This window comes from Microbacterium sp. Y356 (assembly GCF_059445355.1).
Genome location: NZ_JCAIUE010000001.1, coordinates 874,621 through 896,433 on the forward strand (window position 1 = coordinate 874,621; position 21,813 = coordinate 896,433).

A 21,813-nucleotide genomic window follows, 5' to 3' on the forward strand; every position below is an offset into this window, starting at 1 on the left:
CCAGGGTAGTGGCTCTCGGTCAGCCCAGTGGAGCGCGCACGGGGTAGTCCTGCGCCTCCAGGATGATCTGGGCTGCGGCGCCCGTCTTTCTGTTGATGACGACGGGGGCGAGCAGGTTGACGCTTACGCCCTCGGCACCGGGGTGCGCGACCACGAGCAGCATCGCGTCTTCTGCGGATGTAAGCGCAAGTTCGGCGACGTGCTCATCCGTCAGAGTCGGTGCGTAGTCGGTGAGCACGATCTGCGGATCAAGCAGATAGAGCCGCAGGTCGGCGTCGTCGACCGACCGCAGTGTGAACAGGCCGTCAGCGCCGTCGATCGGAGCCAGCGCGAAGTGCGTGTGCGGCGCGAGCCCTGGGGGCGGCGCGACGAAATTCAGTGCGGCGCTCACTGTAGGAAGTCCATCAGCGACGGCTGCAGCACCCGTGCGGTCACCGACAGCGCAGAGCGGTAGACGAGTTCCTGCGCCTGCAGCTGCACGAGCACCTCCACGGAATCGACATCCTCCACTGCGGCTCTCCTTGTCTCCAGCGACACCGAGTTCTGCACGGTCGCCTCCTTGGCGCGCTCAATCTGCAACTGGCGGCTGCCCACTGCCGCCTGAGCACCGAGCATAGCGCTGAGCCGGTCGTCGATGTCGCCGAGACGGGGACCCACGTTCGTCCCGGAGCGCAGCTCGCCGATGATCGTGTCGATGAGCGCGAACGCCGACCCCGCTCCGGTGCCGAACACCTCGGCCCCGTCCGCATCGACGCGGACGGACGCACCATCGGAGACCCGGCGCATGACCTCGGATCCGGGGATACCGGAGTGCGCGTAGCCGGCGTCGAACGCTGCGTTATCAGAAGTGCCGGCGAACACTGAGCGGCCGAGCAGCTTCGTGTTGGCTGTCGTCAGCAGCTCGGCGCGGATCGCCTCCAGCTCCACGGCGATCGCCTCCTTCGCCGTGGCATCCATCGCGCCGTCGTTGGCGCCCTGCACGGTGAGGGCGCGCACCCGATTGAGTAACGCCGTGCTGGCGCTGATCGCCGTGTCCGCTGTGGTCACCCAGGCCAGGGCGTCGTCGATGTTGCGTGCGTACTGCTCGTTGCGCCGCTGTGCGGCGTGCAATCCCAGTGCGGCGGCAGCGGCGGCCGGGTCCTCGGATATCGTGGCGAACGCGCGCTGCGACGTCGCCTGTTCCTGCAGTCTGGACAGCTCGGACAGGTTCGTCTGCAACTGGCGCAAGCTGGCCTGCGTCATGGTCGATGAGGTCACGCGGGAGATCATGGTCGTCCTTCCGGTCAGCGTCCGACGACGCCCATGCGATTGATCAGCACGTCGAGCGCCTCGTCAACGGCCGTCATGACTCGAGCGGCCGCCTGGAAAGCGGTCTGGTATGTGAGCAGGTTGATGGTCTCCTCGTCGCCGTCTACCGCGGCGACCGACAGCTGCGCTGTCACGGCGGTGATGGCGGAGTTCTCGGAGAGTTGCGCCCGTTGCACATCGCCGGCGGTCGTGACTCCGAGGCGCGTGATCTGATCTACCCAGAGCGCGTCCGGCGAGGTGGCCAGGTTGCCGATCTGCGAGATTGCGTCGGCGTTGGTCGAATCCCACGCGCCCGCGCCCGGCGCGGCGAGCGCGAGATCGGTCACCGAGTCCACCGCGACGCTGAGTCCCAGTGCCGCGGGGCCCGTCGCCGACATCGAGAAGAAGTCGCCGCCGGCCACGCCCGAGGAGGTGACGCCGGCCCGATGCTGCGTGTTCACCGCGTCGGCGAGCCGTGTCGCGACCGCGTTGTATGTCGCCGCCAACTGAGCTAGTGTGCCGCCCTCGTCGGCGGGCGCAAGCACCGAGAGCATTCCGCCCAACTCGCCGTTCGCGACTACCGCAGGCTGGCCGTTATCCGCCCAGGTCACCGACAGCCGCGCACCAGCTTCAATCGAACTCGGTCCGCTGAACTCGAGGTGGCGAGCGTTGGTGCCAGCCACCAGGGGGTTGCCGTCGACGCGCACCGTCATCGTCCCGTCGGTCTCGACGGTTGCGACTCCGCCGACCATTCGTGCGACGTTCTGTGCGAGCACAGATCGCTGATCCATGAGCTCATTGGCCGGGCGTCCTGAGGCCTGCGCATCCCTGATCTCCCTGTTCAGCGAGGCGATCTGGTCGGCCGCGGTGTTGATCTGGGTGACCGTGCGGTCGGCCGACGCTCTGCCATCCTTCCACTGCGCAGCGACCGTGCGATACCCCTCGGCGATCTGCGAGGACAGTCGCTCGGCCGTCTGCAACACGGCCGAGGCAGCAGCACCGGAGTCGGGAGTCTTGACGAGATCCTGCCATCCAGACCAGAACTGCGACAGTCCTGCGGCGAGTCCGTTCTCGGTCGGCTCGGCGAGTGCGAGCTCCGCCGTCGTCGCCGCGACCGCTCGCGTGGACCAGAAGCCGGACGCGGCGAGAGTGTCGCGTACCCGTGCGTCCAGCAGTGCGTCGCCGAGTCGGGCGATCCCGGTGACGGCGACGCCGTTGCCTGGTACGGCGCCGAGGCTGAATCGGCCGGACTGCGCCACCGCAGCGATTGATGCCGTACTCACCCGCTGGCGTGTGTAGCCCTCAGTGAGCTCGTTAGCAATGTTCTGACCGACGATGTCCATACCGCGGCGAGCCGCAGCGAGACCGCTGGCAGCAGTGTGAAGTCCACTGAAAGTCGACATAATTCCTTTCCGGTCACATCTCGGTATCGATGATGCGTGCAGAGTCGTCGCGGGCGCGGTCGCCGCGGGTGTTGTATTCGCCGGAGTCGCCGTCGAATCCGGCGATCGTCTCCTGCGTCGCCCGGAGGACGGCGCGGAGCTGGTGATCGTTCGAATCGCGCAGCTGCCCGATCTCGGTGGTGAGCTGCGTCATGGCGAGCAGATGCTCCTCGAAGATCTCCCGCCAAGTGCCGAGCGGCGCGTGCGCGATGAGTTCACGAATAGTTGCACCTTCAGGAGCCCCCCACTCCTGCGCGACGGTATCCGCCTCCACGACGCGCGACATGCCGGTCGTGCGCAGGCGGTCAAGCACCTGCTCGATCTCGCGAGTCCCGAAATGAGTCCATCGCGATCTTCCTGCGGCGAGCAGCAGCTGCTGCTCGTCCAGCTTGAACAGCAGCATCTCCAAGAGCTCTCGCTCCCGCCACAGCTGCATGGACAGCTCGTTCGCACCCATATTTCCCCTGGTCCCCGATTACCCCTTAGAGAACTCTCGATTGAGAACCCATGAATTACTGTCGGTCGTCGTCACCCTATGGTTACTATGTGGACGGTGGGTAGTCCTCCCCATGGACAGATCATGAAGCACATGGTATCTCCATCTACCCGGTATCGAACACCCGTCCCAACCCAGGACGGTTCCAGAGAGGTGGAACTCCCCCGTATGCCGCCGCGCCATGAACGCAATCGCCTGGTAGAAGACAATCTCCCCCTTGTCGGATACCTCGCCTCAGAGACGCACGCCCGTGCGACGCATATTCCTCGCGAGGAGCTCGCCGCGGTCGGGGCACTCGCGCTCGTGACAGCGGCTGATGCTTTCGATCCCACCCTCGGAGTCCCCTTCGGAGCATACGCACGCCGACGCATTCTCGGTGCCTTCGCCGACGAGATGCGCTCGATGGACTGGGCCTCTCGCGGAACCCGCACCCGAATCAAGGAGACCGTGTCCGTCCAGGCCACGCTGTCCGCCTCATTCGGGCGCACCCCGACGATCGCCGAGATCGCCGTCGCGATGAGCGTCAGCGAGGAAGCCGTGTCCGGCGCTCTGGCGGATGCCTCGCGCACAGTGACCACCCTCGAGGACCCGGCGGCCCACGACCTCGCGGCGGAGATTCCGCTGCCCGAGGAGTCCGCCGCGCTCGCAGAGCGCCGACACGTGCTGACCTGCGCGATCGCCGCGCTGCCAGATCGCATGCGCAGCATCGTGCATGCCGTCTATTTCGAAGAGCGTCCGGTGAAAGACGTGGCCGAGGAGCTCGGCGTCTCGCACTCCGCCGTCTCGCAGCAAAGGTCCGAAGCCGTGCGAATGCTGCGCGACGTGCTCGAGCGCTACTTTTCAGACGGAGCGATGCCAGAGCCGGTCTCCCGCATTTCCGCCTCGGTGCGCGATGGATTTTACGCCCGCATCGCTGAGATCGGTGGTGCCCGGCTGGCGCGCGTCTTCGCTGCAGCCTCGCCATCGGCAGTGCCAATCGCGGTCTGCGCCGTATGACGCGATTCCCTGCGATCCCGCATCGTGGCTAACGCCACGAAACTGGATGCCGATAGGTGAGAGCGAAGCCCACGGATGGGCTTCAGCTCGGCCCAATCACGGAGGAGAACACCATGGGTATGCAGATCAACACCAACGTGTCGGCGCTCAACGCCTACCGCAACCTGTCCAACACGCAGAACGACCTGTCCAAGTCGCTGGAGAAGCTTTCCAGCGGTCTGCGCATCAACCGCGCAGCGGACGACGCCGCAGGCCTGGCGATCTCCGAGGGTCTGCGTTCGCAGGTCAACGGTCTGAACGTCGCGGCTCGCAACGCTCAGGACGGCATCTCGGTCATCCAGACCGCTGAAGGCGCCCTGACCGAGGTCCACTCCATCCTGCAGCGCGTGCGCGACCTCGCGGTGCAGGCCGGTAACGACTCGAACAACGCCGAATCGCGCACCGCGATCCAGGGCGAGGTCACCCAGCTGACCGAAGAGCTCGTTCGGATCGCGGATTCGACGAACTTCAACGGAATCGACCTGCTGAAGGGCGGCGCCGACCTGAGCTTCCAGGTTGGGGCGAACGGCGACGCGTCGTCGCAGATCACCGTTGCCCGCGGGGACCTGGCGACCTCGCTGGCGACCATCGCCGACATCACCTACGGTGCCGCCGGCGTCTCCTCGACGTACGCAGCGCCGGCGGCGGGCTTCGCGTTCGACACGGCCGCGAATGCGGCGCTGGCCGTCACAGCCATCGACACGGCCATCACGGCCGTCTCGTCGGAGCGTGCCAGCCTGGGTGCTTCGCAGAACCGCTTCGAGTCGACGATCAACTCGCTCAACGTGTCGTCGGAGAACCTGGCTGCTGCCGAGAGCCGCATCCGCGACACCGACATGGCGTCCGAGATGGTCAAGTTCACGTCGGCGAACATCCTGTCGCAGGCGGGCACGGCCATGCTGGCTCAGGCCAACCAGGTCAACCAGGGCGTTCTGCAGCTGCTGCAGTAATCCGCTATGAGGGCCCGGTGATCGGCAGATCACCGGGCCCTTCCCCCACCCTGACTCGGAAAGGTCGACATGGCACTCTCGCTCGACGGACTCGTCTCCGGCCTGGATACCAAGGCGCTCATCGATGCCCTCATGGATGTGCAGGCGATCCCCCGCACACTTCTCAAGAACAAGATCGATGACAAGGGCGTCATCATCTCGCAGCTGCAGACCCTGAACAATTCGCTCCAGGAGCTCGCCACCCGTGCGAAGGCGGCCGCCTCGGGCGACGCACTCTCTGCCTTCCGTTCGACGAGCTCCTCTGACGCCGTGGCAGTGACCACCCGCACCGGCGCCGCCCCCGTCGCCGCCGACATCATCGTCGATCGCGTCGCCCAGAACCACGCCATCGTCACTGCCGCATCCACAGCCTGGACCGACGCTCCGCCGGTCGTCACCCTCGAGAACGCCGCCGGCGAGCGATTGGAGGTCACCGCAGCATCCGGAAGCATGGCCGACATCGCGCGCGCTATCAACGCCGCCGGCTTCGGGGTCACTGCCACCACGGTCACCGCCGGCACCGATGCCGACGGCAACCCCCTGCAGCGCCTCCAGGTCACAGCCGCCGAATCTGGAGCTGACGGGGCCTTCCGGATCTATCGCGGCGACACCGCAGCGGTTGATGCCGGCACCGCCGCCGATCTCGCCGCGGGGCCGGGCGCCGCCGTCGTCACTGTCGGCACCGATGCACAGGTGCGACTGTGGGCCGGTACCGCGGCCGAGCAGGTCGTCACCAGCGCATCCAACACATTCACCGATTTGTTCGTCGGCGTCGACGTCACGGTCGCCCGCGCTTCAACCGAACCAGTCTCGATATCGGTCAGCGCCGACACTGAGGCCCGCACGAAGGCCGCCGGCGACTTCATCACCGCTCTCAGCGGCATCCTCACTCGCATCGACAACGGTTCGAAGGCGACGGTCGGCGGCGGGGCCGACGATACGACCATGCTGGGCGTGTTCACCGGTGATAGCACGGTGCGTGCCCTGCGGCAGGCGCTCGCCAACGCGGTGCAGTATCCAGTGGACGGGGCATCTCCCTCGTCGATCGGGATCTCGATCGACCGTTACGGCGTGCTCAGCTTCGACGAGGAGAAGTTCGCCGCGGCCTTGGCCGACGATCCTGAGGCCGTCGGTGCCATGTTCGGCACGATCGCTGGGCGCGTGCAGGAGACATCGGAGACGTATTCCGACAAGTACGACGGGCTCCTGACGTCCCGGATCACCGGACAGGAGAGCGAGGTGAAGACGCTCGGCGAACAGATCGACCGCTGGGACGTACGCCTCGAGCAGCGCCGATCGACCCTCGAGCGCACGTACGCGCGCTTGGAGACGATGCTGTCGCAGCTGCAGTCCCAGTCGGACTATCTCACCACGCAGCTGGACAGTCTTTCTTCGTCGAAGTCGCGTTCCTGACGATGAACGCCGCCGCCCGCGCCCAGCTGCGCTATCAGGAGGACGCTGTTCTCTCGGCCACGCCGGAGCGTCTTGTCACGATGCTGTACGACCGTCTGCTGCTCGACATCGACCGGGGTGAGGCTGCGCAGCGCGCCGAGGACTGGGTTACCGCGAACGCACAGCTGCAGCACGCGCAGTCCATCGTCGCTGAGCTGTCATCCTCGCTCACCGACACCTGGAACGGCAGCACGGGGCTGCGCGCCGTGTACACGTTTCTGACCCAGACCCTCATCGGCGCGAACATCGGCCGCGATCCGGAACGCACGCACAGCTGTCGCGAGCTCGTCGCGCCGCTGCGGGACGCCTGGCATGAAGCCGCCATGAGCCTCACGGCGGTCGACTCATGACCGACACGGCCTGGTCGACGCTGCTGGATCGCTTCGAACGCGACCTCGACACGGCATCGTCGACGCGCTCGGCCACAGCATTTCCAGAGGAACCGGGCGCGGCGTGGACTGCCCCTTCCACGATGTTGCCAGTCGAATTCGTCGGCCGGGTACAGGCACTGCTGGCCCGGCAGCAGGAGCAGATCCTGCTCACCCGCGCCGAGATGGACGAACTGCGCGGTCACCTGGATGCACTGCGCCGTGTGCCGTCGGCGCACGCGGACGACACCCCCGCCTATCTCGACACGAGCGCTTGAGAGCGCTCCTAACGAATCGTGCGCTCCGGCCGATAGAGCACTCAGAGCAGGGAACGCTCGACTGACTCGGCCATGGATCGGCCACATCGCCCACCGACGGGAACTGGGTTCGTGTTCGATTCTGTGACCATGACAGCGCTCTCGAGCGCTCTCGACGGCCTCGCGCTGCGACAGCGCGCCATCGCCGACAACATCGCCAACGTCAACACCCCGAACTATCACGCCAAGCGGGTGCTGTTCGAGGAGGCTCTCGCGGAGTCCATCGCCGTCGGGGAGGGACGCACCACCGCGACGACCGCGGAATCACTCGAACCGACGCGCCTGGACGGCAACAACGTCAACCTGGACACCGAGACGCTTTCCAGCATCGACACGATGCTGCGCTACCAGTTCGCGACGCAGGCGATCAATGGGTCGTTCTCGTCCGTACGCACCGCTTTGAGGACCACATCATGACTTTCGACGCCATTGGCATCGCCAGCACCGGGTTGACCGTCCACCGCAAGTGGCTCGACGCGCTCAGCGACAACATCGCCAACATCAACACCGCAACCGCGACTGATGGCGATGCCTTCCGCGAGCGATACGTGGTCGTTCAGAACAGCGATCAGTCCCCTGGCGTGTACGTGGCAGGGACGGCGCTCGGCGACGCCGAGGGCCGTCTTGCCTACAGCCCGGAGCATCCCCTGGCGGATGCCGACGGATACGTCCGCTACCCCGACATCGACCTCGGCGACCAGATGAGCCAGCTCATCATGGCCCAGCGCGGTTACGAGGCAAGTGCGGCCGTGGTCGATCGCGCCAGGAACACGTACGAGTCCGCACTCCAGATTGGGCGCAACTGATGGCCGCCGTCTCCGGCGTCGAGGGACTCTCCGCCGCACTGGCCTCCGCCGTGACCGGCCAGAGCGCCACGCCGAACACCACCACCACGGGGGACGATTCGGGATTCGCGGCAAGCCTGACCGGCGCGATCGACGAGCTGAGCGGGCTGCAGGCCAACTCGGACGTCCTCAAGGTCGCAGCGGTGACCGGCGACCTGAATGACATCCACGCCTCGATGATCGCCTCGACACGCGCCGCCGTCACGCTCGAGCTCGTCGCGGCCGTCCGCAACAAGGGCGTCGACGCGTTCAACGAGATCATGCGGATGCAAGCCTGATGCCGCAGGCCGTCACGAACATCTTCCAGCGGCTCGGGCGCGCCGTCGCGAGTTTCAGCCTCGCGCAGCGCACTATCGCAATCATCGGCATTGCCGCACTGGTGCTTGGTGCGATCGCGCTGTCCAGTTGGCTGACCCGCCCGAACATGACCCCGTTGTTCTCGGGCCTGAGCGCCAGCGACGCGAACGCCGTCGTCGAACAGCTTCGGTCTTCCGGCGTCTCCTATGAGCTCACCTCGGGCGGATCGACGGTGCTCGTGCCGGAGTCCGACGTCTACGATCAGCGGCTCACGGCCGCCGCGGCAGGGCTCCCTAGCACGGGCTCGGACGGCTATTCGCTGCTCGATTCCATGGGGGTCACCTCGTCGGAGTTCCAGCAGTCCGTGACCTACAAGCGCGCCATCGAAGGCGAGCTGGCCGCGACGATTGCTGCCCTGGACGGTGTCACGGCGGCGTCGGTGCAGCTGGCCATCCCCGAGGAGAGCGTCTTCGTCTCGGAGACGGTCGATCCGACCGCCTCCGTGTTCGTCGAGACGGGTGACCGCACGGAGTTGGGCAGCGAGCAGGTCGAGGCGATCGTGCACCTCACCTCGGCAGCCGTCTCTGGTCTGAAGACCGAGAACGTCGCCGTCATCGACCAGTCAGGCAAGACCCTGTCCGCCGCAGGCATCGGAACAACCGGTGGGGTTGATCAGCAGGCAAGCGACTATGAGCTGCGCGTCACGGCCGCCGTCCAGCAGATGCTGGATGCCGTCGTCGGCGCAGGCAACTCGAAAGTCTCGGTCGTCGCCGAGGTCGACCGCTCCGTGAACGAGCGGCTGGATGAGACCTACACCCCGGCCGAAGGCACGCCCCCGGTCTCCGAGCAGGTCCGCACCGAGACGAGCAATGGCGGCGAGACCGACGCCGGCGTGCTCGGACCGGACAACATCGCCGTTCCGGACGGCGACGGGAACGGCACCTACGAGTCGACTGAGGAGACGAACACCAACGTCGTGAACAAGAGCGTCGAGTCCACGACGACTCCTTCGGGCGGGCTCACCCGTCAGTCGGTGTCGGTAGCGGTGAACGCCGCGGCGGCAAACGACATCGGCGTCGTACAGCTCGAGGATCTCGTTGCGGCCGCGGCCGGCATCGACCCGGAACGCGGGGATGGCCTCTCGGTCGAGTTCGTGGCCTTCAGCCAGACCGGCGCGGAAGCGGCGCAGGCCGCCCTTCAAGCCGCCAAGGACGCTGCCGACGCAGAGCGGGCTTCGTCGTTGCTGAGCACGGTGATCATCGCCGCCGCCATCGCGGTGCCGCTGCTAGCGGGCGTCATCATCTACGTCATCCGGACCCGGCGTCGCGCCGAGAAGCAGGACGAGTTCGACTCATTGTTCGGCGAGCGACCTGCGCCTCTGTCGTCGATTGCCTCGATGACGACGGACCCATTCGCGCAGATCGAGCAGTCCCCCACGGTGCCGATGCAGTTCAGCGACCCGGAGCCCGATCCGGATCTTGAGCTCGAACTCACCTCCGAACCAGCGCAGGTGAGTCTGGAACGTCGCCGCGCCGAGCTGGATGCTCTTACGGGACGCGATCCCCAGCGCACGGCCGAACTGCTGCGCACCTTCCTCGACGATAGGCAGCCGGTATGAGTGGTCTGACCGGCCGGCAGACGGCCGCCATTGTGCTGATGAACCTTGATCGGGCGCACGCCATCGAGGTCATGAAACACCTGTCCGAGGATGACGCCGAGACGATCGCTGCCGAGATCATCGGCCTGCAGAATCTGGACACCGCGACGACCGCGCGCGCGCTCGCTGACTTCCAGAAAGTGGCCTCCGGACACCTACCCCCTGCACGCGGCGGGCGTGACGTCGCCGAGGGCCTGCTGCAGGCATCCTTCGGCTCCGAACGCGCGGCCGCGGTACTGGGGCGGGTGAACTCGGCGATGTCGAACTCCGCGTTCGACTTCCTCGGGGCTGCCGAGCCAGGGCAGCTGGCCACGCTGCTCGACGGCGAGATGCCACAGACCGTCGCTCTCGTCCTCGCCCACCTGCAGGTCGACCAGGCGGCGGCCGTACTGACTGCGCTCCCCGATGTCGCCCGCGCGGACGTCGCGCATGCGATCGCCACGATGGGCACCGCGACGCAGGAGGCGATCACGATCGTCGCCGACGCTATCAAGGCGAGATCCGGCGTCTTCTCGAGCCGGGAGGCTCCGGAAGCCCTGGGCGGCGTGCAGCCGCTCGTGGAGATGATCAACCGCTCCGACGCGAGCGTCGAGAAGGCACTGCTGGCGAGCATCGAAGACCGCGACAGCGCGTTGGCCGAAGACATCCGCTCTCGCATGTTCACCTTCGCCGACATCGTCAAGCTCGAAGATCGCGACGCCCAGCGGGTGCTGCGCAGCCTGGACATCCGCTCGCTCGCGCTGGCGCTCAAGGGAACGAACAACGCGATCGCCGAGCTCATCAACCGCAACGTCTCGGAGCGCAACCGCGAGAGTATCGCGGAGGAGACACTCGCCCTCGGCCCCGTGCGGATGTCGCAGGTGGAAGAGGCCAGGGCGGAGATCGTGCGGATGATCCGTGCCCTCGAGGCCGCGGGAGACATCACGGTGCAGCGCACCGACGAGGACGAGTATGTCTACTGACGCTTTCGCACCCTCGATCTTTCCGCGCCTGCTCGGCGCGGAGACCGTGCTCGAGCGAAAGCAGGCGCAGCTGCGGGGCTATGCCGAGGGGCACGCCGAGGGCTTCCGCGTGGCGACAGCCACCGCAGAAGCCGCTGCAGCGCGCGCCGATGCAGAGCGGCAGTCCAGCGCGGCCGAGACCGTGGCATTCGTCCAGCGGGCCGTGGCCTCACTGCACTCAGCGACCGCGCAGCTCGCGAGCCGTGCGGATTCGCTCGCGGTGGTCGCTCAGCAGAGCGTCCTGCGTCATGCCGTCGAACTCGCAGAACTCATCGTCGCTGACGAGCTGAGCGACGACGAGAGATCGGCCACTGCGGCCGTGCGCCGTGCGCTGGCAGGCGCCGAACCAGCCCGGGTGCACGAGGTGCGCCTGCACCCGGACGACATCGCTGTTCTGGAGCAGATCGACTCGATGCCTGAGGGCATCACGGTCGTGGCAGATGATGCCCTCGCCCGCGGCGATGCACTCGTGAGCGTGCAGGACGGCCTCGTCGATGCACGTGTCGCCGCCGCTCTCGATCGCGCCAGACGTGCGCTCGAGGAGGATGGTCCATGAGTGTCTGGGCGGCCGTTCTCGAGGCCGCACGCCCGGAGCGCATCGGACAGGTCTCGCAGGTGCGAGGACTCAGCGTCCAGGTGCGCGGCGTGGAGTGCGCGGTTGGCGACGTCGTACTGCTCGGCGACGACATCGAAGCCGAGGTGGTCGCAACCGGTCGTGACGGTATGCGCTGCATGCCGCTGAACTCCGTTGCCGGACTTGCGATTGACGCGCCGGTACGGCGCCGCAGCGGCGCACTGCGCGTACCGACCGGCAGGGCACTGCTGGGCAGAGTGCTGGATGGTCTCGGCCGTCCGATCGACGGCAAGGGGCCGATCAACGCGCCTCGGGTAACCCTCGATCACGCGACGCCATCGGTCATGGGTCGCGACCGGATCACCGCCCCAATGGCGCTGGGCGTGCGTGCACTCGACACGCTCGCCCCCGTCGGGCGCGGTCAGCGCGTCGGCCTGTTCGCAGGATCCGGCGTCGGCAAATCATCGCTGTTGTCGATGATCGCGCGGGGCACCGAGGCTGAGGCCACCGTCATCGCCCTCGTCGGCGAGCGCGGGCGTGAGGTGCGCGAGTTCATCGAAGACGATCTGGGCGCTGAAGGCCTCGCCCGCTCGGTGGTGGTCGTCTCCACCTCTGACCAGCCGGCGATGGCGCGTATGCGTGCGGCGTTCACTGCTACCCGCATTGCCGAGGCCTTCCGTGACGAGGGAGCGCACGCAGTCCTCATGATGGATTCCCTGACCCGCGTGGCAATGGCGCAGCGCGAGATCGGCCTGTCGGCCGGGGAGCCGCCAGCCACGCGCGGGTATCCGCCGTCGACGTTCTCTATGCTGGCAGGGCTTCTGGAGCGGGCCGGCACGGATCGGGGCGGGTCCATCACCGGCATCTACACCGTGCTCGTGGACGGCGATGATCACAATGAACCCATCGCCGATGCGGTGCGCTCGATCCTCGACGGTCATGTGGTGCTGGATCGCAAGCTCGCCTTGTCTGGACACCATCCGGCGATCGATGCGCTCGCTTCGATATCCCGCGTGGCGGGCAAGATCACCTCCGCCGAGCAGCGTGCTCTCGCGACCACACTGCGCTCAGTACTCGCAGCTCGCCGGGGCGCCGACGACCTCATCGACATCGGGGCGTACCACGCCGGTGCCAACCCACGAGTGGATGCCGCACTGGCCAGCGCGAGAGAGATCTCGGCCTTTCTTACCCAGCCGCTCGACGAAGTGAGTCAGTCAGACGAATCCTGGCGGCGTCTTGCCGGGCTCGTCGCGACGTTCGGAGACATCTCATGACACAGAAGTTCTCCCTCTCCGGCTTGATGCGGGTGCGCGGCATCCAGGAGCGCGCCGCCGCCGAACGGCTTTCACGAGCGGTCATCGACGCGGACCAGACCAGAGCGCGCGACCGCCAGTTACGTGCCGCGCTGGCTGGCGCCGGTTCGGATGCCGTCGACGTGCGCTCCCTCGCAGCGCTCGCCGCCGCACGTGTGTCCGGCCGCAGCCTCCTGGCCGATCTCGAATCGCTGTCGACGATGCAGCAGCAGACGGTGCAGGACGCCCGCGTGCAGCACCGCGAGGCGCGGCGCGAGGTGCGAGGACTCGAACGTCTCGCCCAGGCGCACGCGCTGCGTGAGCGTTCCGAAGATCTGCGCACCGAGCAGATCGAGATCGACGAGATCGCCGCACGCTCCAGGGCGGAGGACGGCTCATGAGCATGCTTGGATTCCTCACCGGCACCGCAACCGCCGCTCCGGCCAGCGTCTCCCCGGCGCGCGGGACCTCGACGAGCACGGCGGCGACGGCCTTCGCCGAGGCCATCCTGCAGGCGGCATCCGGTCATGCCTCCCCCTCCCTCGCTCTCTCGGACTCGCAGGGCGGCGATGCGCCGACCGACGCGGCCGACGGAGAGAGCACCGACACTACCGGCGAGGGGATGGCCGGCGCGGATGCCGCCGCCGATACGGTCTCGGCGCCGCCGCTGCTGCCCTCCGCCCCGTTCGGCGTGATCGTAAGCGGCATGCCGCCTGCGGGCGCCGAAGAGCACACCGCCGAGGCTCCGCCGGCCGATGCCGACGTGACGGCACCCACCGACGCTGTGCCCACCGACGCTGTGCCGACCGACGCGGTGCCGATTGATGTTGTGCCGACCGAGCCCGCGCCGACCGACGCGGTGCCGACCGACGCCGCGCAAACCGTGCCCGCGCCGACCGACGCCGCGCCGACCGAGCCCGCGGCAGTACCCGCCGCGGCAGCGCCCGCCACCGCTCTCCCCGCCACGTCGAGCCCACAGGTGGCACTGCCCGCCACTGTGCCATCCGAGGTGCCGCCCGAGGTGCTGCCGCCAGACGCCCGGTCGAAGGCCGCGACGCCGGGCTCCGTGCCTGCGACCCTCTCGGCGTCGTCCTCCGCCGCCGCCCTGTCGACCACGGCTCCCTCTACGACCACTTCTGCATCCGCCACCGCCGCCCCGATGCCGTCATCCGCGGATTCAGCACTCGCGGAATCGTCGCCCCAGGTTGCGACCCCTGCCGGCATACAGCCAGAGGTCCGCGCCGACCTTCGCGGCCAGCAGCCCCTGACCACTGGAATCGCGCCGGCCGCGCTGCCGAACGCGGCGAGTGATGCCTACGCGACCGCTGACGCTGCACCTGCCCTGCCCGCCGTCAGCGCCACCCCTGCTTCGGCACCCGCCGCGATCCCGAACGTACCGGCGGCGGCCGCTGCGCGTCCGGCCCTGCTGCCGCAGCTGTCCGCGCCAGTCATCGCACTCGCGCAGGCGCCGGAAGGCGAGCACCGGATGACGCTGACGATCTCTCCCGAGAACCTCGGCCCTGTGACCGTGCGCGCCCACATCTCCGGCGGTGCGATCCACGTCGAGCTCGTCTCCGCCACGGATGCCGGGCGCGAAGCGCTGCGCCTGATCCTCGCCGACCTGCGCCGAGACCTCGCCGCCGCGGCGCCGATGTCCTCGCTCTCCCTGGGCAGCCAGGACAGCCCGACGGGTTCAAGCTCGTCGGGTGCACACGCGGGCGGTGCGGGATCGACCGGGCCAGGGACACCTGGCCAACAGAGCGCGAACAGTTCGCAGACCCATGCGGGTCGCGCCGCCACCCCCGACACCGACGACGAGCCGCAGCATCCCGTCCCGACACCGCCGTTCCTCGAATCGCCGCACGGCGGCATCGACGTCTACGCCTGATCCGAGAGGAATCCCCAATGACCACAGTCGAACCGATCACTGGCACCAGCATCTACACCGGCACCACCACCGCGACCGCCGCGCCGAAGCAGACCCTGGACTCCGAAGTCTTCCTGAAGCTTCTCGTCACCCAGCTGTCGAACCAGGATCCGAGCTCTCCGATGGACACGAACGAGATGATCGCACAGACCACTCAGCTCGCGTCGATGGAGCAGCTCACCGCCCTGACGCAGACCACAAACGAGAACTTCGCTCTCAGCATGCGTCAGACCGCCGCTGCGCTGATCGGCCAGGAGGCGCAGTATGTCGACGCCGACGGTGTCACCCAGACCGGCATCGTCAGCGCTGTCTCGTTCAACGGCCCGGTGCCGATGGTGACCGTCGGCGACGCCTCGGTGTCACTCGACGCCATCTCCGGACTCTCCCTTCGTCCCTGACCCCTTCAGAAAGGCATCACCATGCTCCGCTCCCTCTACGCCGGCATCTCGGGCCTGCGTTCGCACCAGACGATGCTCGATGTCACGGGCAACAACATCGCCAACGTCAACACGATCGGCTTCAAGGGGTCGTCCGTGCAGTTCCAGGAATCCCTGGCCCAGCTTGTGCAGAATTCGACGTTGCCCCAGGCGAATGCCGGTGGATCCAACCCCGCTCAGGTCGGCCTCGGCGTGCAGCTGTCCGCTATCAGCACTAACTTCGCCTCCGGTACCCCACAGGCCACCGGTGTGCCCACCGATCTGATGATCACCGGCGACGGCTTCTTCATGATCCGCTCCGGCGGAGAGACGCTGTACACCCGCAACGGCTCGTTCGACTTCGATGCGGCCGGTCGCCTGGTCACCGCCGACGGCGCGCTCGTGCAGGGCTGGACCGCCGACAACGGCGTGATCACTCCCGGCCAGGGCGTGGGAGCCATTACGCTGCCCATCGGCGCGATCGCTCCCGGCAAGTCCACGACGACGGCATCCGCGGCCGGCAACCTTCCCTCCGACACCGCCATCGACGAAACGCTCGTCCGCGACCTGCAGGTCTACGACGCCGAAGGCGCCGCCAGCATGCTGCAGCTCACGTTCACGCGCACCGCCACCGGGTGGGACGTCACCGACGGCACCGGGACGCCGGCGGTCTCGCTGCCCTTCGTGGACGGCGAGCAGACCGTTGCAGGTTCATCAATCGTCTCCGGCGGCATCACCGTCGACCTGTCGACGCTCACCGGCTACGCGGATCTCAGCACCCTCACGCTCGGCGAGCAGAACGGCTCTCCGGCCGGCACCCTGCTCTCCTATGCCCTGACCGAGGATGGCAGCCTCGTCGGCACGTTCAGCAACGGTGACACCGAGGTCCTGGCCCGCCTCGCGCTGGCCGGCTTCACGAACCCCGGCGGGCTCGAGAAGGCGGGCTCTTCGCACTACCGACCGAGCACGAACTCAGGCGAGGCGACGATCGGCGCGGCCGGGACCGACGGGCTCGGCGGCATCATCAGCGGCGCACTGGAGATGTCGAACGTCGATCTCTCCCAGGAGTTCACGAACCTCATCGTCGCGCAGCGCGGGTTCCAGGCGAACGCGCGCATCATCACCACAAGCGACGAAGTACTGCAGGAGCTGACCAACCTCAAGCGCTGATCAACCGCGGCATCCGACTCGCTCGGCTAACGCGAGCGAGTCGGATGCCGACAGTGTTCACCGACGGCCCAGGACGGGCCGCGTTGTCCTGCCGCCCCACGGTGTCAGGACGGATTTTCCAGGATGGAGCCCATGATCGTCGTCACGCGCCTGAATCGCACCCGGTTCGCGCTGAACCCTGACCTGATCGAGCGGATCCAGGCCTCCCCCGATACCACCATCATCCTGGTGGATGCCGCGACCTTCGTCGTCACCGAGACGATGGACGAGGTGATCGCGAAGATCAGCGACTATCGCGCAAGCGTTCTCGCGACCGCCGCGAACTGGACCGGCTCCGCCATCTCCCACGCTGACGATGCGGAGGCGGTGCACTGATGGACCCGTCGCTCATCATCGGCCTCGTCCTCGCCTTCGGTGCCCTGCTCGCCATGATCACCATGGAGGGCGCCTCCATCACGGCTCTGCTGCTGCCGGCCCCCATGATCCTCGTCTTCGGCGGCACCATCGCAATCGGCATCGCCACCGGCACCATCCGCGACTTCATCTACGCGATCAAAGCCCTGCCACGTGCATTCCGCGGCGACCGCGGCACCGCTTCCAGCATGATCGACCAGATCACCGGCTACGCGGAGAAGGCGCGTTCCGAGGGGCTCCTCGCCCTCGAGCACTCGCTCGGCGACGAGAAGGATCCGTTCCTGCGCCAGTCGCTGCAAAGCATCGCCGACGGTGTCGACGCTGAAGAGCTGCGCACGCTGATGGAGGATGAGATTACGTCCGCCGCAGCGCGCAATCGCACCGCATCCAAGTTCTACATGACCCTCGGCGGGTTCGCGCCGACAGTCGGCATCGTCGGCACGGTCGTCTCGCTGACGCACGCCCTCGAGAATCTCGACCAGCCCGAAGAGCTCGGACACATGATCGCCGCCGCGTTCGTCGCCACACTGTGGGGCCTGCTGTCGGCGAACTTCATTTGGCTGCCGATCGGCGGCCGGCTCCAACGAATGGGTGAGCTGGAGGTTGAGCGGATGACACTGGTGATGGAAGGCATGCTGGCCGTGCAGGCCGGATCGCCTCCGCAGTTCGTGGGAGAGCGCCTGCGGGCGCTGGTCTCCGACCGTTCGCAAACGAAATCCAACCGCAGGGGTGCGGACCGAGGGGCCGCGGATCCGGCGCTGACGCCATGAGCGTGCGGGCGCGCAGGCGGGTCCCGCACGATGACCACAGTGGACCCGATGAGCGCTGGATGGCGTCGTACCTCGACATGATCACGGTGCTGATGTGTCTGTTCATCGTGCTCTTCGCGATGTCAACGGTCGACAAGGAGAAGTTCGAGGCGCTGAGCGCCTCCCTGGCGACGGGGTTCGGACAGGAGGCATCGGAGGACACCGATGTCTCGGAGGGTGTCGTCGTGCCCGCCGAACTGCTCAAGGAAGACGCGCAGGGCTTCATGGAAGCCGAGCTCAACGCCGCACAGGTCGAACTCGATGAGCTCACGGCTCTGCGCGAGCGCCTGCGCCAGGCACTGATCGAACAACACCTCGAGGATGCCGCGACGTTCACGATCGACGACCGCGGGCTCACGATCGGGCTGGTCAGCGCAGAGACCTACTTCGCCACGAACAGCACTGACCTCAACGCAGAGGCGATCACGCTGCTGGACACTCTCGGCGGTGTGCTGGTAGACGTGACAAACGAGATCTCCGTCGAGGGCCACGCCGATCAGCGTTCGGCTGCAGCGCCGTTCGCCACGAACTGGGAGCTTTCGGTCGGTCGCTCCACGCAGGTGCTCCGGCGCTTCGTCGAGGCCGTCGGCGTCGACCCCACGCAAATCAAATCCGTTGGCTACGGGGATGCGCGCCCCGTGGCGGAGGGGTCGGCCGACGACGCGCTGGCTCAGAACCGACGCGTTGACGTGGTGGTCCTCTCGGATGCCGATGAGGGGGTGCGCGAGCTCCTCCCTGGACTTCAGGGGGCGAAACCCAGCTTCTGATCCGCTCTGCTTACGCACGCCGCCCATCACCCGATAGTCGAGTTCGTGGTGATTCAGGACAGCGTACGTACGAGCGTGCCCGCGGAACAGGTGCATGGCGACGTCGAGGTGTACGACTTCGGCCGGTCTGCTTCGCTGTCGCGCGAACACACCCGGGCACTCGAGGTCGCGTTCGAGACGTTCGCCCGCCAGTGGGCACCTGAGCTGTCCGCTCATACCCGCGGTCGCGCGCACGTCACGGTCGAACGCGTCGCGACGCAGACCTACGCGGAGTACACGAACTCCCTCCCGTCGACGACGACCATGGTGGTGTGCGCTCTGCCCGAGACGGATCGACGCATCGTCGTGCAGTTCCCGCTCTCGGTCGCGAACGTGTGGATCGTGCAGATGGTCGGTGGCCGTCCGGTCGCGGCTGGCGAGGATCGCACGCTCACCGCGATCGAGCAGGCACTGATCCGCGCGGTCATGGCGGATGCCATCACCCAGCTCACCGGCGCTTTGGGCGGACTGCTCCCGAGCGGTATCACCATCACCGGCATCCAGCACAGCTCGCAGTTCGCGCAGGTGTCCGCAGATGCAGATCTGGTGATCGTCGCGCAGCTTTCGATGCGCCTGGGAGGTCGCACAGTGCCGGCCAGCGTCATGCTGCCGGCCGACGTGATCATCGACGGCTTCTCGACACGCGATTCCGGCACCGCCCAGGTCGCAGGCACCGGCCTCATGCGACGACAGGTCGAGCTGGCTCCGGTCGAGGTCGCACTGCGCCTCGCCACACGCACCGTCCGTCCCAGCGAGGTCCTTGGGCTGTCCGTCGGCGACCTCGTGTCTCTGCCGCACTCCGCCGACCGCCCCCTCGATCTCGTGGTCGACGGGTACACCATCGCCACCGCAGCCGTCGGAACCAGCGGCGCCCGCCTCGCGTGCGTCGTGACCGCCACCGTCCCCGATCCCGCCCCCGCCGAGGAGTCCGCGTGACCAATACCACCGCCTACGAATCCGCCGTCGCCGCTGCCTTCGCGGCGAAGCTCCCCACCGCGGGAGTCACTGTCACGCGCGCCTCGCAACCTTCCGGTGACACCGGCGACGCCGTCGTCGTGTCGTACGTCGGCGAATCGAGCGGTCAGCTGGCCGTGCAGATCCTCGACCCGCAGGCGCTCATCGATGGTCTCGCGGATGCTCCGCTCACCATTCGTCTGCAGGGCGCTCTGGATGCCGCGGCCGGCGCGCTCGGCCCTGGCACTCTCGGCGAGGCGACCATGCAGGATGCTTCACCGATCTTTTCCGACGCTCTCGCCCAGGTCTTCGATCTGCAGGACGAGACTGGGCACACGATCGGCCGTCTCGCCGTTCGGATCACGCGCGCCCCCGCCGCCACGTCCACGGCGTCTCGACGCCTGCACCGCATCGCCGGCGTCGAGATGGACCTGACCGTGGAGATCGGCCGCACCCGCATGGCCGTCCGCGACGTCCTCGATCTGGAGCCGGGTCGCATCGTCGAGCTGGATCGCTCAGCGGGCGCTCCAGCCGATGTGAAGCTCAACGGCCGGATCATCGCGCACGGCGAGATCGTCGTGGTCGACCAGGACTATGCGGTGCGCATCACTCGGATCCTCGAGAACATCGAGGTCTGATCCTGGACGACCTGCTCCTGCTGCTGCGCGTGGCCGTCTCCCTGGCGGCGGTGCTCGGTCTGCTCTGGTACCTGCAACGGCGACTGTCGCGCAGCACGGCACGCAAGCGCGACGCCGAGACGATCACGGTGCTGGGCCGTCAGGGCCTCGGCGCCAAAGCGCAGCTCGTGATCGTGCAGACCGAGGATGCCCGCTACGTGCTCGGCGTCACCGAACACGGCGTGAACGTCGTCGATCGTCTGCCGGCGGCGGACCGCCGTTCGACGAACATTCCGGTGGGAAGCGCAGCGGAGCAGAACCTCCTCACGCAGGAGAGCACACAGACGTGGCAGGACGGGCAGCAGTCTCCGGTTCATGACTTCGACCAGGCGCTCGCCGCATCCGCTGCCGAAGACGTACCGCCGCTGCGCCTGCGCGTGCGCCACCGCAACGATGCTCTGCACGGTTCTATCCTCTCCCCCAGCACCTGGCGCCAGACGGCCGAGGCCATCCGGCGCGCACGATGAGCGCTTCGTCCTCGGTGGCCCGCGGTCGCGCTCTGCGCTGGGTCGTACTGATCGCCGCCGTGCTGCTCGTGGTCGCGGTGATCACGCTGCTGATCCAGTCGCCGGCGCACGCCGCCCCGGTCACCGCCGACGTGCCGATGGCCCCGACGGATCCCGCCGATCCGGCGGAGGACTCCGAAGGCATCACGATCGATATCAACGGTGTGGACGGCTCGCCGTCGACATCCATCCTCACTCTTCTGGGCATCACGCTGCTGTCGATCGTGCCGGCACTGCTGCTGATGATGTCGTCGTTCACGAAGATCTTCGTGGTGCTGGCGATGACCCGCAATGCTCTCTCGCTGCCGACCATCCCGCCGAACCAGGTGCTCGCAGGGCTGTCGCTGTTCCTGTCGATTTTCATCATGTGGCCGGTGCTCACCGATATCAACACGGTCGCGGTGCAGCCATACATTGACGGCTCGCTGAGCTTCGCTCAGGCCGTAGACATCGGCCAGGCGCCATTGAAGGAGTGGATGCTGGCCTTCACGCGCGAGGAGGATCTCGCCCTGATGGCCCGTGCGGCAGGAGACGCGAACCCGGCGGATGCGGCGAGCGTGCCCCTGTACATGCTGATCCCCGCGTTCATGCTCTCCGAACTGCGGGCCGCGTTCATCATCGGGTTCGTCATCTTCGTGCCGTTCCTTGTGATCGACATCGTCGTGGCCGCTGCACTGATGTCGATGGGCATGATGATGCTGCCGCCAGTGATGATCTCGCTGCCGTTCAAGATCCTGCTGTTCATCCTCGTCGATGGCTGGGGCCTCATAATCCGGTCGTTGCTGGAAAGCTACGGGGGTGTCGGATGAGCCCGGAGGCCGTGCTCGACATCGGAGCGCAGGGGCTGCTGATCGCCGCGAAGCTCGCGGCCCCGATCCTGATCACCGCACTGGTGGTCGGCTTCGCGATCTCGCTGCTGCAGTCGATCACGCAGGTGCAGGAGGTGACGCTCTCGTTCGTTCCGAAGATCGTCGCCGTCGGCATCGCGCTTCTCGTCTGTGGAAACTGGATGATCGCCGAGATCATCGCGTTCACGCACGAGATGTTCGACCGCATCCCGATGCTGCTGAGCGGGGGATGAC

General features: G+C 67.3%; 28 protein-coding genes. 24 read left to right on the forward strand and 4 right to left on the reverse strand.

All coding sequences use genetic code 11. The features are described 5' to 3' along the window. Positions 1–19: 19 nt before the first annotated feature. The 4 genes from fliW to flgN are packed head-to-tail and all read right to left on the reverse strand — an operon-like array spanning position 20 to position 3,186. Entirely contained in the window at positions 20–391 is a 372-nt protein-coding gene (fliW, locus tag AC1C2Q_RS04205; RefSeq protein WP_495429788.1) for a flagellar assembly protein FliW, read from the reverse strand. Beyond that, a complete protein-coding gene (gene flgL, locus AC1C2Q_RS04210) occupies positions 388–1,257 on the reverse strand; it encodes a flagellar hook-associated protein FlgL (protein WP_495449101.1) in 870 nt (289 codons plus the stop codon). Before flgL ends, fliW begins: the two co-directional genes overlap by 4 nt. 26 nt (positions 1,258–1,283) lie before the next feature. Next, positions 1,284–2,690, reverse strand: a complete 1,407-nt coding sequence (gene flgK / locus AC1C2Q_RS04215) for a flagellar hook-associated protein FlgK (protein WP_495449102.1) — start codon at positions 2,688–2,690, stop codon at positions 1,284–1,286. A 13-nt stretch (positions 2,691–2,703) separates the two neighbouring features. After that, on the reverse strand, positions 2,704–3,186 hold the full coding sequence (gene flgN / locus AC1C2Q_RS04220) for a flagellar export chaperone FlgN (RefSeq protein ID WP_495429791.1): 483 nt from the start codon (positions 3,184–3,186) through the stop codon (positions 2,704–2,706). A 207-nt stretch (positions 3,187–3,393) separates the two neighbouring features. Between flgN and AC1C2Q_RS04225 the strand changes: the two genes are divergently transcribed. The 24 genes from AC1C2Q_RS04225 (at position 3,394) to fliQ (ending at position 21,812) form a co-directional block, all read left to right on the forward strand. Then, positions 3,394–4,221, forward strand: coding sequence for a sigma-70 family RNA polymerase sigma factor (locus AC1C2Q_RS04225; protein WP_495450544.1), 828 nt, complete (start codon positions 3,394–3,396; stop codon positions 4,219–4,221). A gap of 113 nt (positions 4,222–4,334) precedes the next feature. Continuing rightward, positions 4,335–5,210: a flagellin N-terminal helical domain-containing protein gene (locus AC1C2Q_RS04230; protein WP_495449103.1), complete on the forward strand. Its 876-nt coding sequence runs from the start codon at positions 4,335–4,337 to the stop codon at positions 5,208–5,210. A gap of 69 nt (positions 5,211–5,279) precedes the next feature. Next, positions 5,280–6,662, forward strand: coding sequence for a flagellar filament capping protein FliD (fliD, locus tag AC1C2Q_RS04235; RefSeq protein WP_495449104.1), 1,383 nt, complete (start codon positions 5,280–5,282; stop codon positions 6,660–6,662). 2 nt (positions 6,663–6,664) lie between these two features. After that, positions 6,665–7,051, forward strand: coding sequence for a flagellar export chaperone FliS (gene fliS, locus AC1C2Q_RS04240; RefSeq protein WP_495449105.1), 387 nt, complete (start codon positions 6,665–6,667; stop codon positions 7,049–7,051). Continuing rightward, positions 7,048–7,347, forward strand: a complete 300-nt coding sequence (locus AC1C2Q_RS04245) for a hypothetical protein (RefSeq protein ID WP_495449106.1) — start codon at positions 7,048–7,050, stop codon at positions 7,345–7,347. Before fliS ends, AC1C2Q_RS04245 begins: the two co-directional genes overlap by 4 nt. Before the next feature lie 111 nt (positions 7,348–7,458). After that, positions 7,459–7,803 carry a flagellar basal body rod protein FlgB gene (gene flgB / locus AC1C2Q_RS04250; protein ID WP_495449107.1) on the forward strand — a complete coding sequence of 115 codons (345 nt, stop codon included), beginning with the start codon at positions 7,459–7,461 and terminating at the stop codon, positions 7,801–7,803. Then, complete coding sequence (locus tag AC1C2Q_RS04255; RefSeq protein WP_495429797.1) at positions 7,800–8,192, forward strand: flagellar basal body rod protein FlgC; 393 nt, start codon at positions 7,800–7,802, stop codon at positions 8,190–8,192. Before flgB ends, AC1C2Q_RS04255 begins: the two co-directional genes overlap by 4 nt. Further along, positions 8,192–8,509: a flagellar hook-basal body complex protein FliE gene (gene fliE, locus AC1C2Q_RS04260; protein WP_495429798.1), complete on the forward strand. Its 318-nt coding sequence runs from the start codon at positions 8,192–8,194 to the stop codon at positions 8,507–8,509. The genes AC1C2Q_RS04255 and fliE overlap by 1 nt, the downstream gene beginning before the upstream one ends. Next, on the forward strand, positions 8,509–10,146 hold the full coding sequence (gene fliF / locus AC1C2Q_RS04265; protein WP_495449108.1) for a flagellar basal-body MS-ring/collar protein FliF: 1,638 nt from the start codon (positions 8,509–8,511) through the stop codon (positions 10,144–10,146). Before fliE ends, fliF begins: the two co-directional genes overlap by 1 nt. Next, complete coding sequence (fliG, locus tag AC1C2Q_RS04270) at positions 10,143–11,147, forward strand: flagellar motor switch protein FliG (RefSeq protein WP_495429800.1); 1,005 nt, start codon at positions 10,143–10,145, stop codon at positions 11,145–11,147. The genes fliF and fliG overlap by 4 nt, the downstream gene beginning before the upstream one ends. Then, on the forward strand, positions 11,137–11,742 hold the full coding sequence (locus AC1C2Q_RS04275) for a FliH/SctL family protein (protein WP_495449109.1): 606 nt from the start codon (positions 11,137–11,139) through the stop codon (positions 11,740–11,742). Before fliG ends, AC1C2Q_RS04275 begins: the two co-directional genes overlap by 11 nt. Beyond that, on the forward strand, positions 11,739–13,034 hold the full coding sequence (locus AC1C2Q_RS04280) for a FliI/YscN family ATPase (RefSeq protein WP_495449110.1): 1,296 nt from the start codon (positions 11,739–11,741) through the stop codon (positions 13,032–13,034). Before AC1C2Q_RS04275 ends, AC1C2Q_RS04280 begins: the two co-directional genes overlap by 4 nt. Then, positions 13,031–13,453: a flagellar FliJ family protein gene (locus AC1C2Q_RS04285; protein WP_495429803.1), complete on the forward strand. Its 423-nt coding sequence runs from the start codon at positions 13,031–13,033 to the stop codon at positions 13,451–13,453. Before AC1C2Q_RS04280 ends, AC1C2Q_RS04285 begins: the two co-directional genes overlap by 4 nt. Beyond that, the gene (locus AC1C2Q_RS04290; RefSeq protein WP_495449111.1) at positions 13,450–14,940 is read left to right on the forward strand and encodes a flagellar hook-length control protein FliK; all 1,491 of its coding nucleotides are present in this window, start codon (positions 13,450–13,452) and stop codon (positions 14,938–14,940) included. Before AC1C2Q_RS04285 ends, AC1C2Q_RS04290 begins: the two co-directional genes overlap by 4 nt. Before the next feature lie 17 nt (positions 14,941–14,957). Beyond that, the gene (locus AC1C2Q_RS04295; RefSeq protein ID WP_495449112.1) at positions 14,958–15,377 is read left to right on the forward strand and encodes a flagellar hook assembly protein FlgD; all 420 of its coding nucleotides are present in this window, start codon (positions 14,958–14,960) and stop codon (positions 15,375–15,377) included. Between the two features lie 21 nt (positions 15,378–15,398). Then, entirely contained in the window at positions 15,399–16,565 is a 1,167-nt protein-coding gene (locus AC1C2Q_RS04300) for a flagellar hook protein FlgE (protein WP_495449113.1), read from the forward strand. Between the two features lie 132 nt (positions 16,566–16,697). After that, a complete protein-coding gene (locus tag AC1C2Q_RS04305; RefSeq protein WP_495449114.1) occupies positions 16,698–16,940 on the forward strand; it encodes a flagellar FlbD family protein in 243 nt (80 codons plus the stop codon). Further along, positions 16,940–17,749: a motility protein A gene (locus tag AC1C2Q_RS04310; RefSeq protein WP_495429808.1), complete on the forward strand. Its 810-nt coding sequence runs from the start codon at positions 16,940–16,942 to the stop codon at positions 17,747–17,749. The genes AC1C2Q_RS04305 and AC1C2Q_RS04310 overlap by 1 nt, the downstream gene beginning before the upstream one ends. Continuing rightward, the gene (locus tag AC1C2Q_RS04315) at positions 17,746–18,555 is read left to right on the forward strand and encodes an OmpA/MotB family protein (RefSeq protein ID WP_495449115.1); all 810 of its coding nucleotides are present in this window, start codon (positions 17,746–17,748) and stop codon (positions 18,553–18,555) included. The genes AC1C2Q_RS04310 and AC1C2Q_RS04315 overlap by 4 nt, the downstream gene beginning before the upstream one ends. A 45-nt stretch (positions 18,556–18,600) precedes the next feature. After that, entirely contained in the window at positions 18,601–19,530 is a 930-nt protein-coding gene (locus tag AC1C2Q_RS04320; RefSeq protein WP_495429810.1) for a flagellar motor switch protein FliM, read from the forward strand. Continuing rightward, positions 19,527–20,186 (forward strand): flagellar motor switch protein FliN, encoded by a 660-nt coding sequence (gene fliN, locus AC1C2Q_RS04325; RefSeq protein ID WP_495449116.1) that lies wholly within the window; start codon positions 19,527–19,529, stop codon positions 20,184–20,186. The genes AC1C2Q_RS04320 and fliN overlap by 4 nt, the downstream gene beginning before the upstream one ends. A gap of 29 nt (positions 20,187–20,215) precedes the next feature. After that, entirely contained in the window at positions 20,216–20,692 is a 477-nt protein-coding gene (locus AC1C2Q_RS04330) for a FliO/MopB family protein (protein WP_495449117.1), read from the forward strand. After that, positions 20,689–21,540, forward strand: coding sequence for a flagellar type III secretion system pore protein FliP (fliP, locus tag AC1C2Q_RS04335; RefSeq protein WP_495449118.1), 852 nt, complete (start codon positions 20,689–20,691; stop codon positions 21,538–21,540). Before AC1C2Q_RS04330 ends, fliP begins: the two co-directional genes overlap by 4 nt. Beyond that, on the forward strand, positions 21,537–21,812 hold the full coding sequence (fliQ, locus tag AC1C2Q_RS04340; protein ID WP_495429814.1) for a flagellar biosynthesis protein FliQ: 276 nt from the start codon (positions 21,537–21,539) through the stop codon (positions 21,810–21,812). Before fliP ends, fliQ begins: the two co-directional genes overlap by 4 nt. Position 21,813 lies beyond the last annotated feature (1 nt).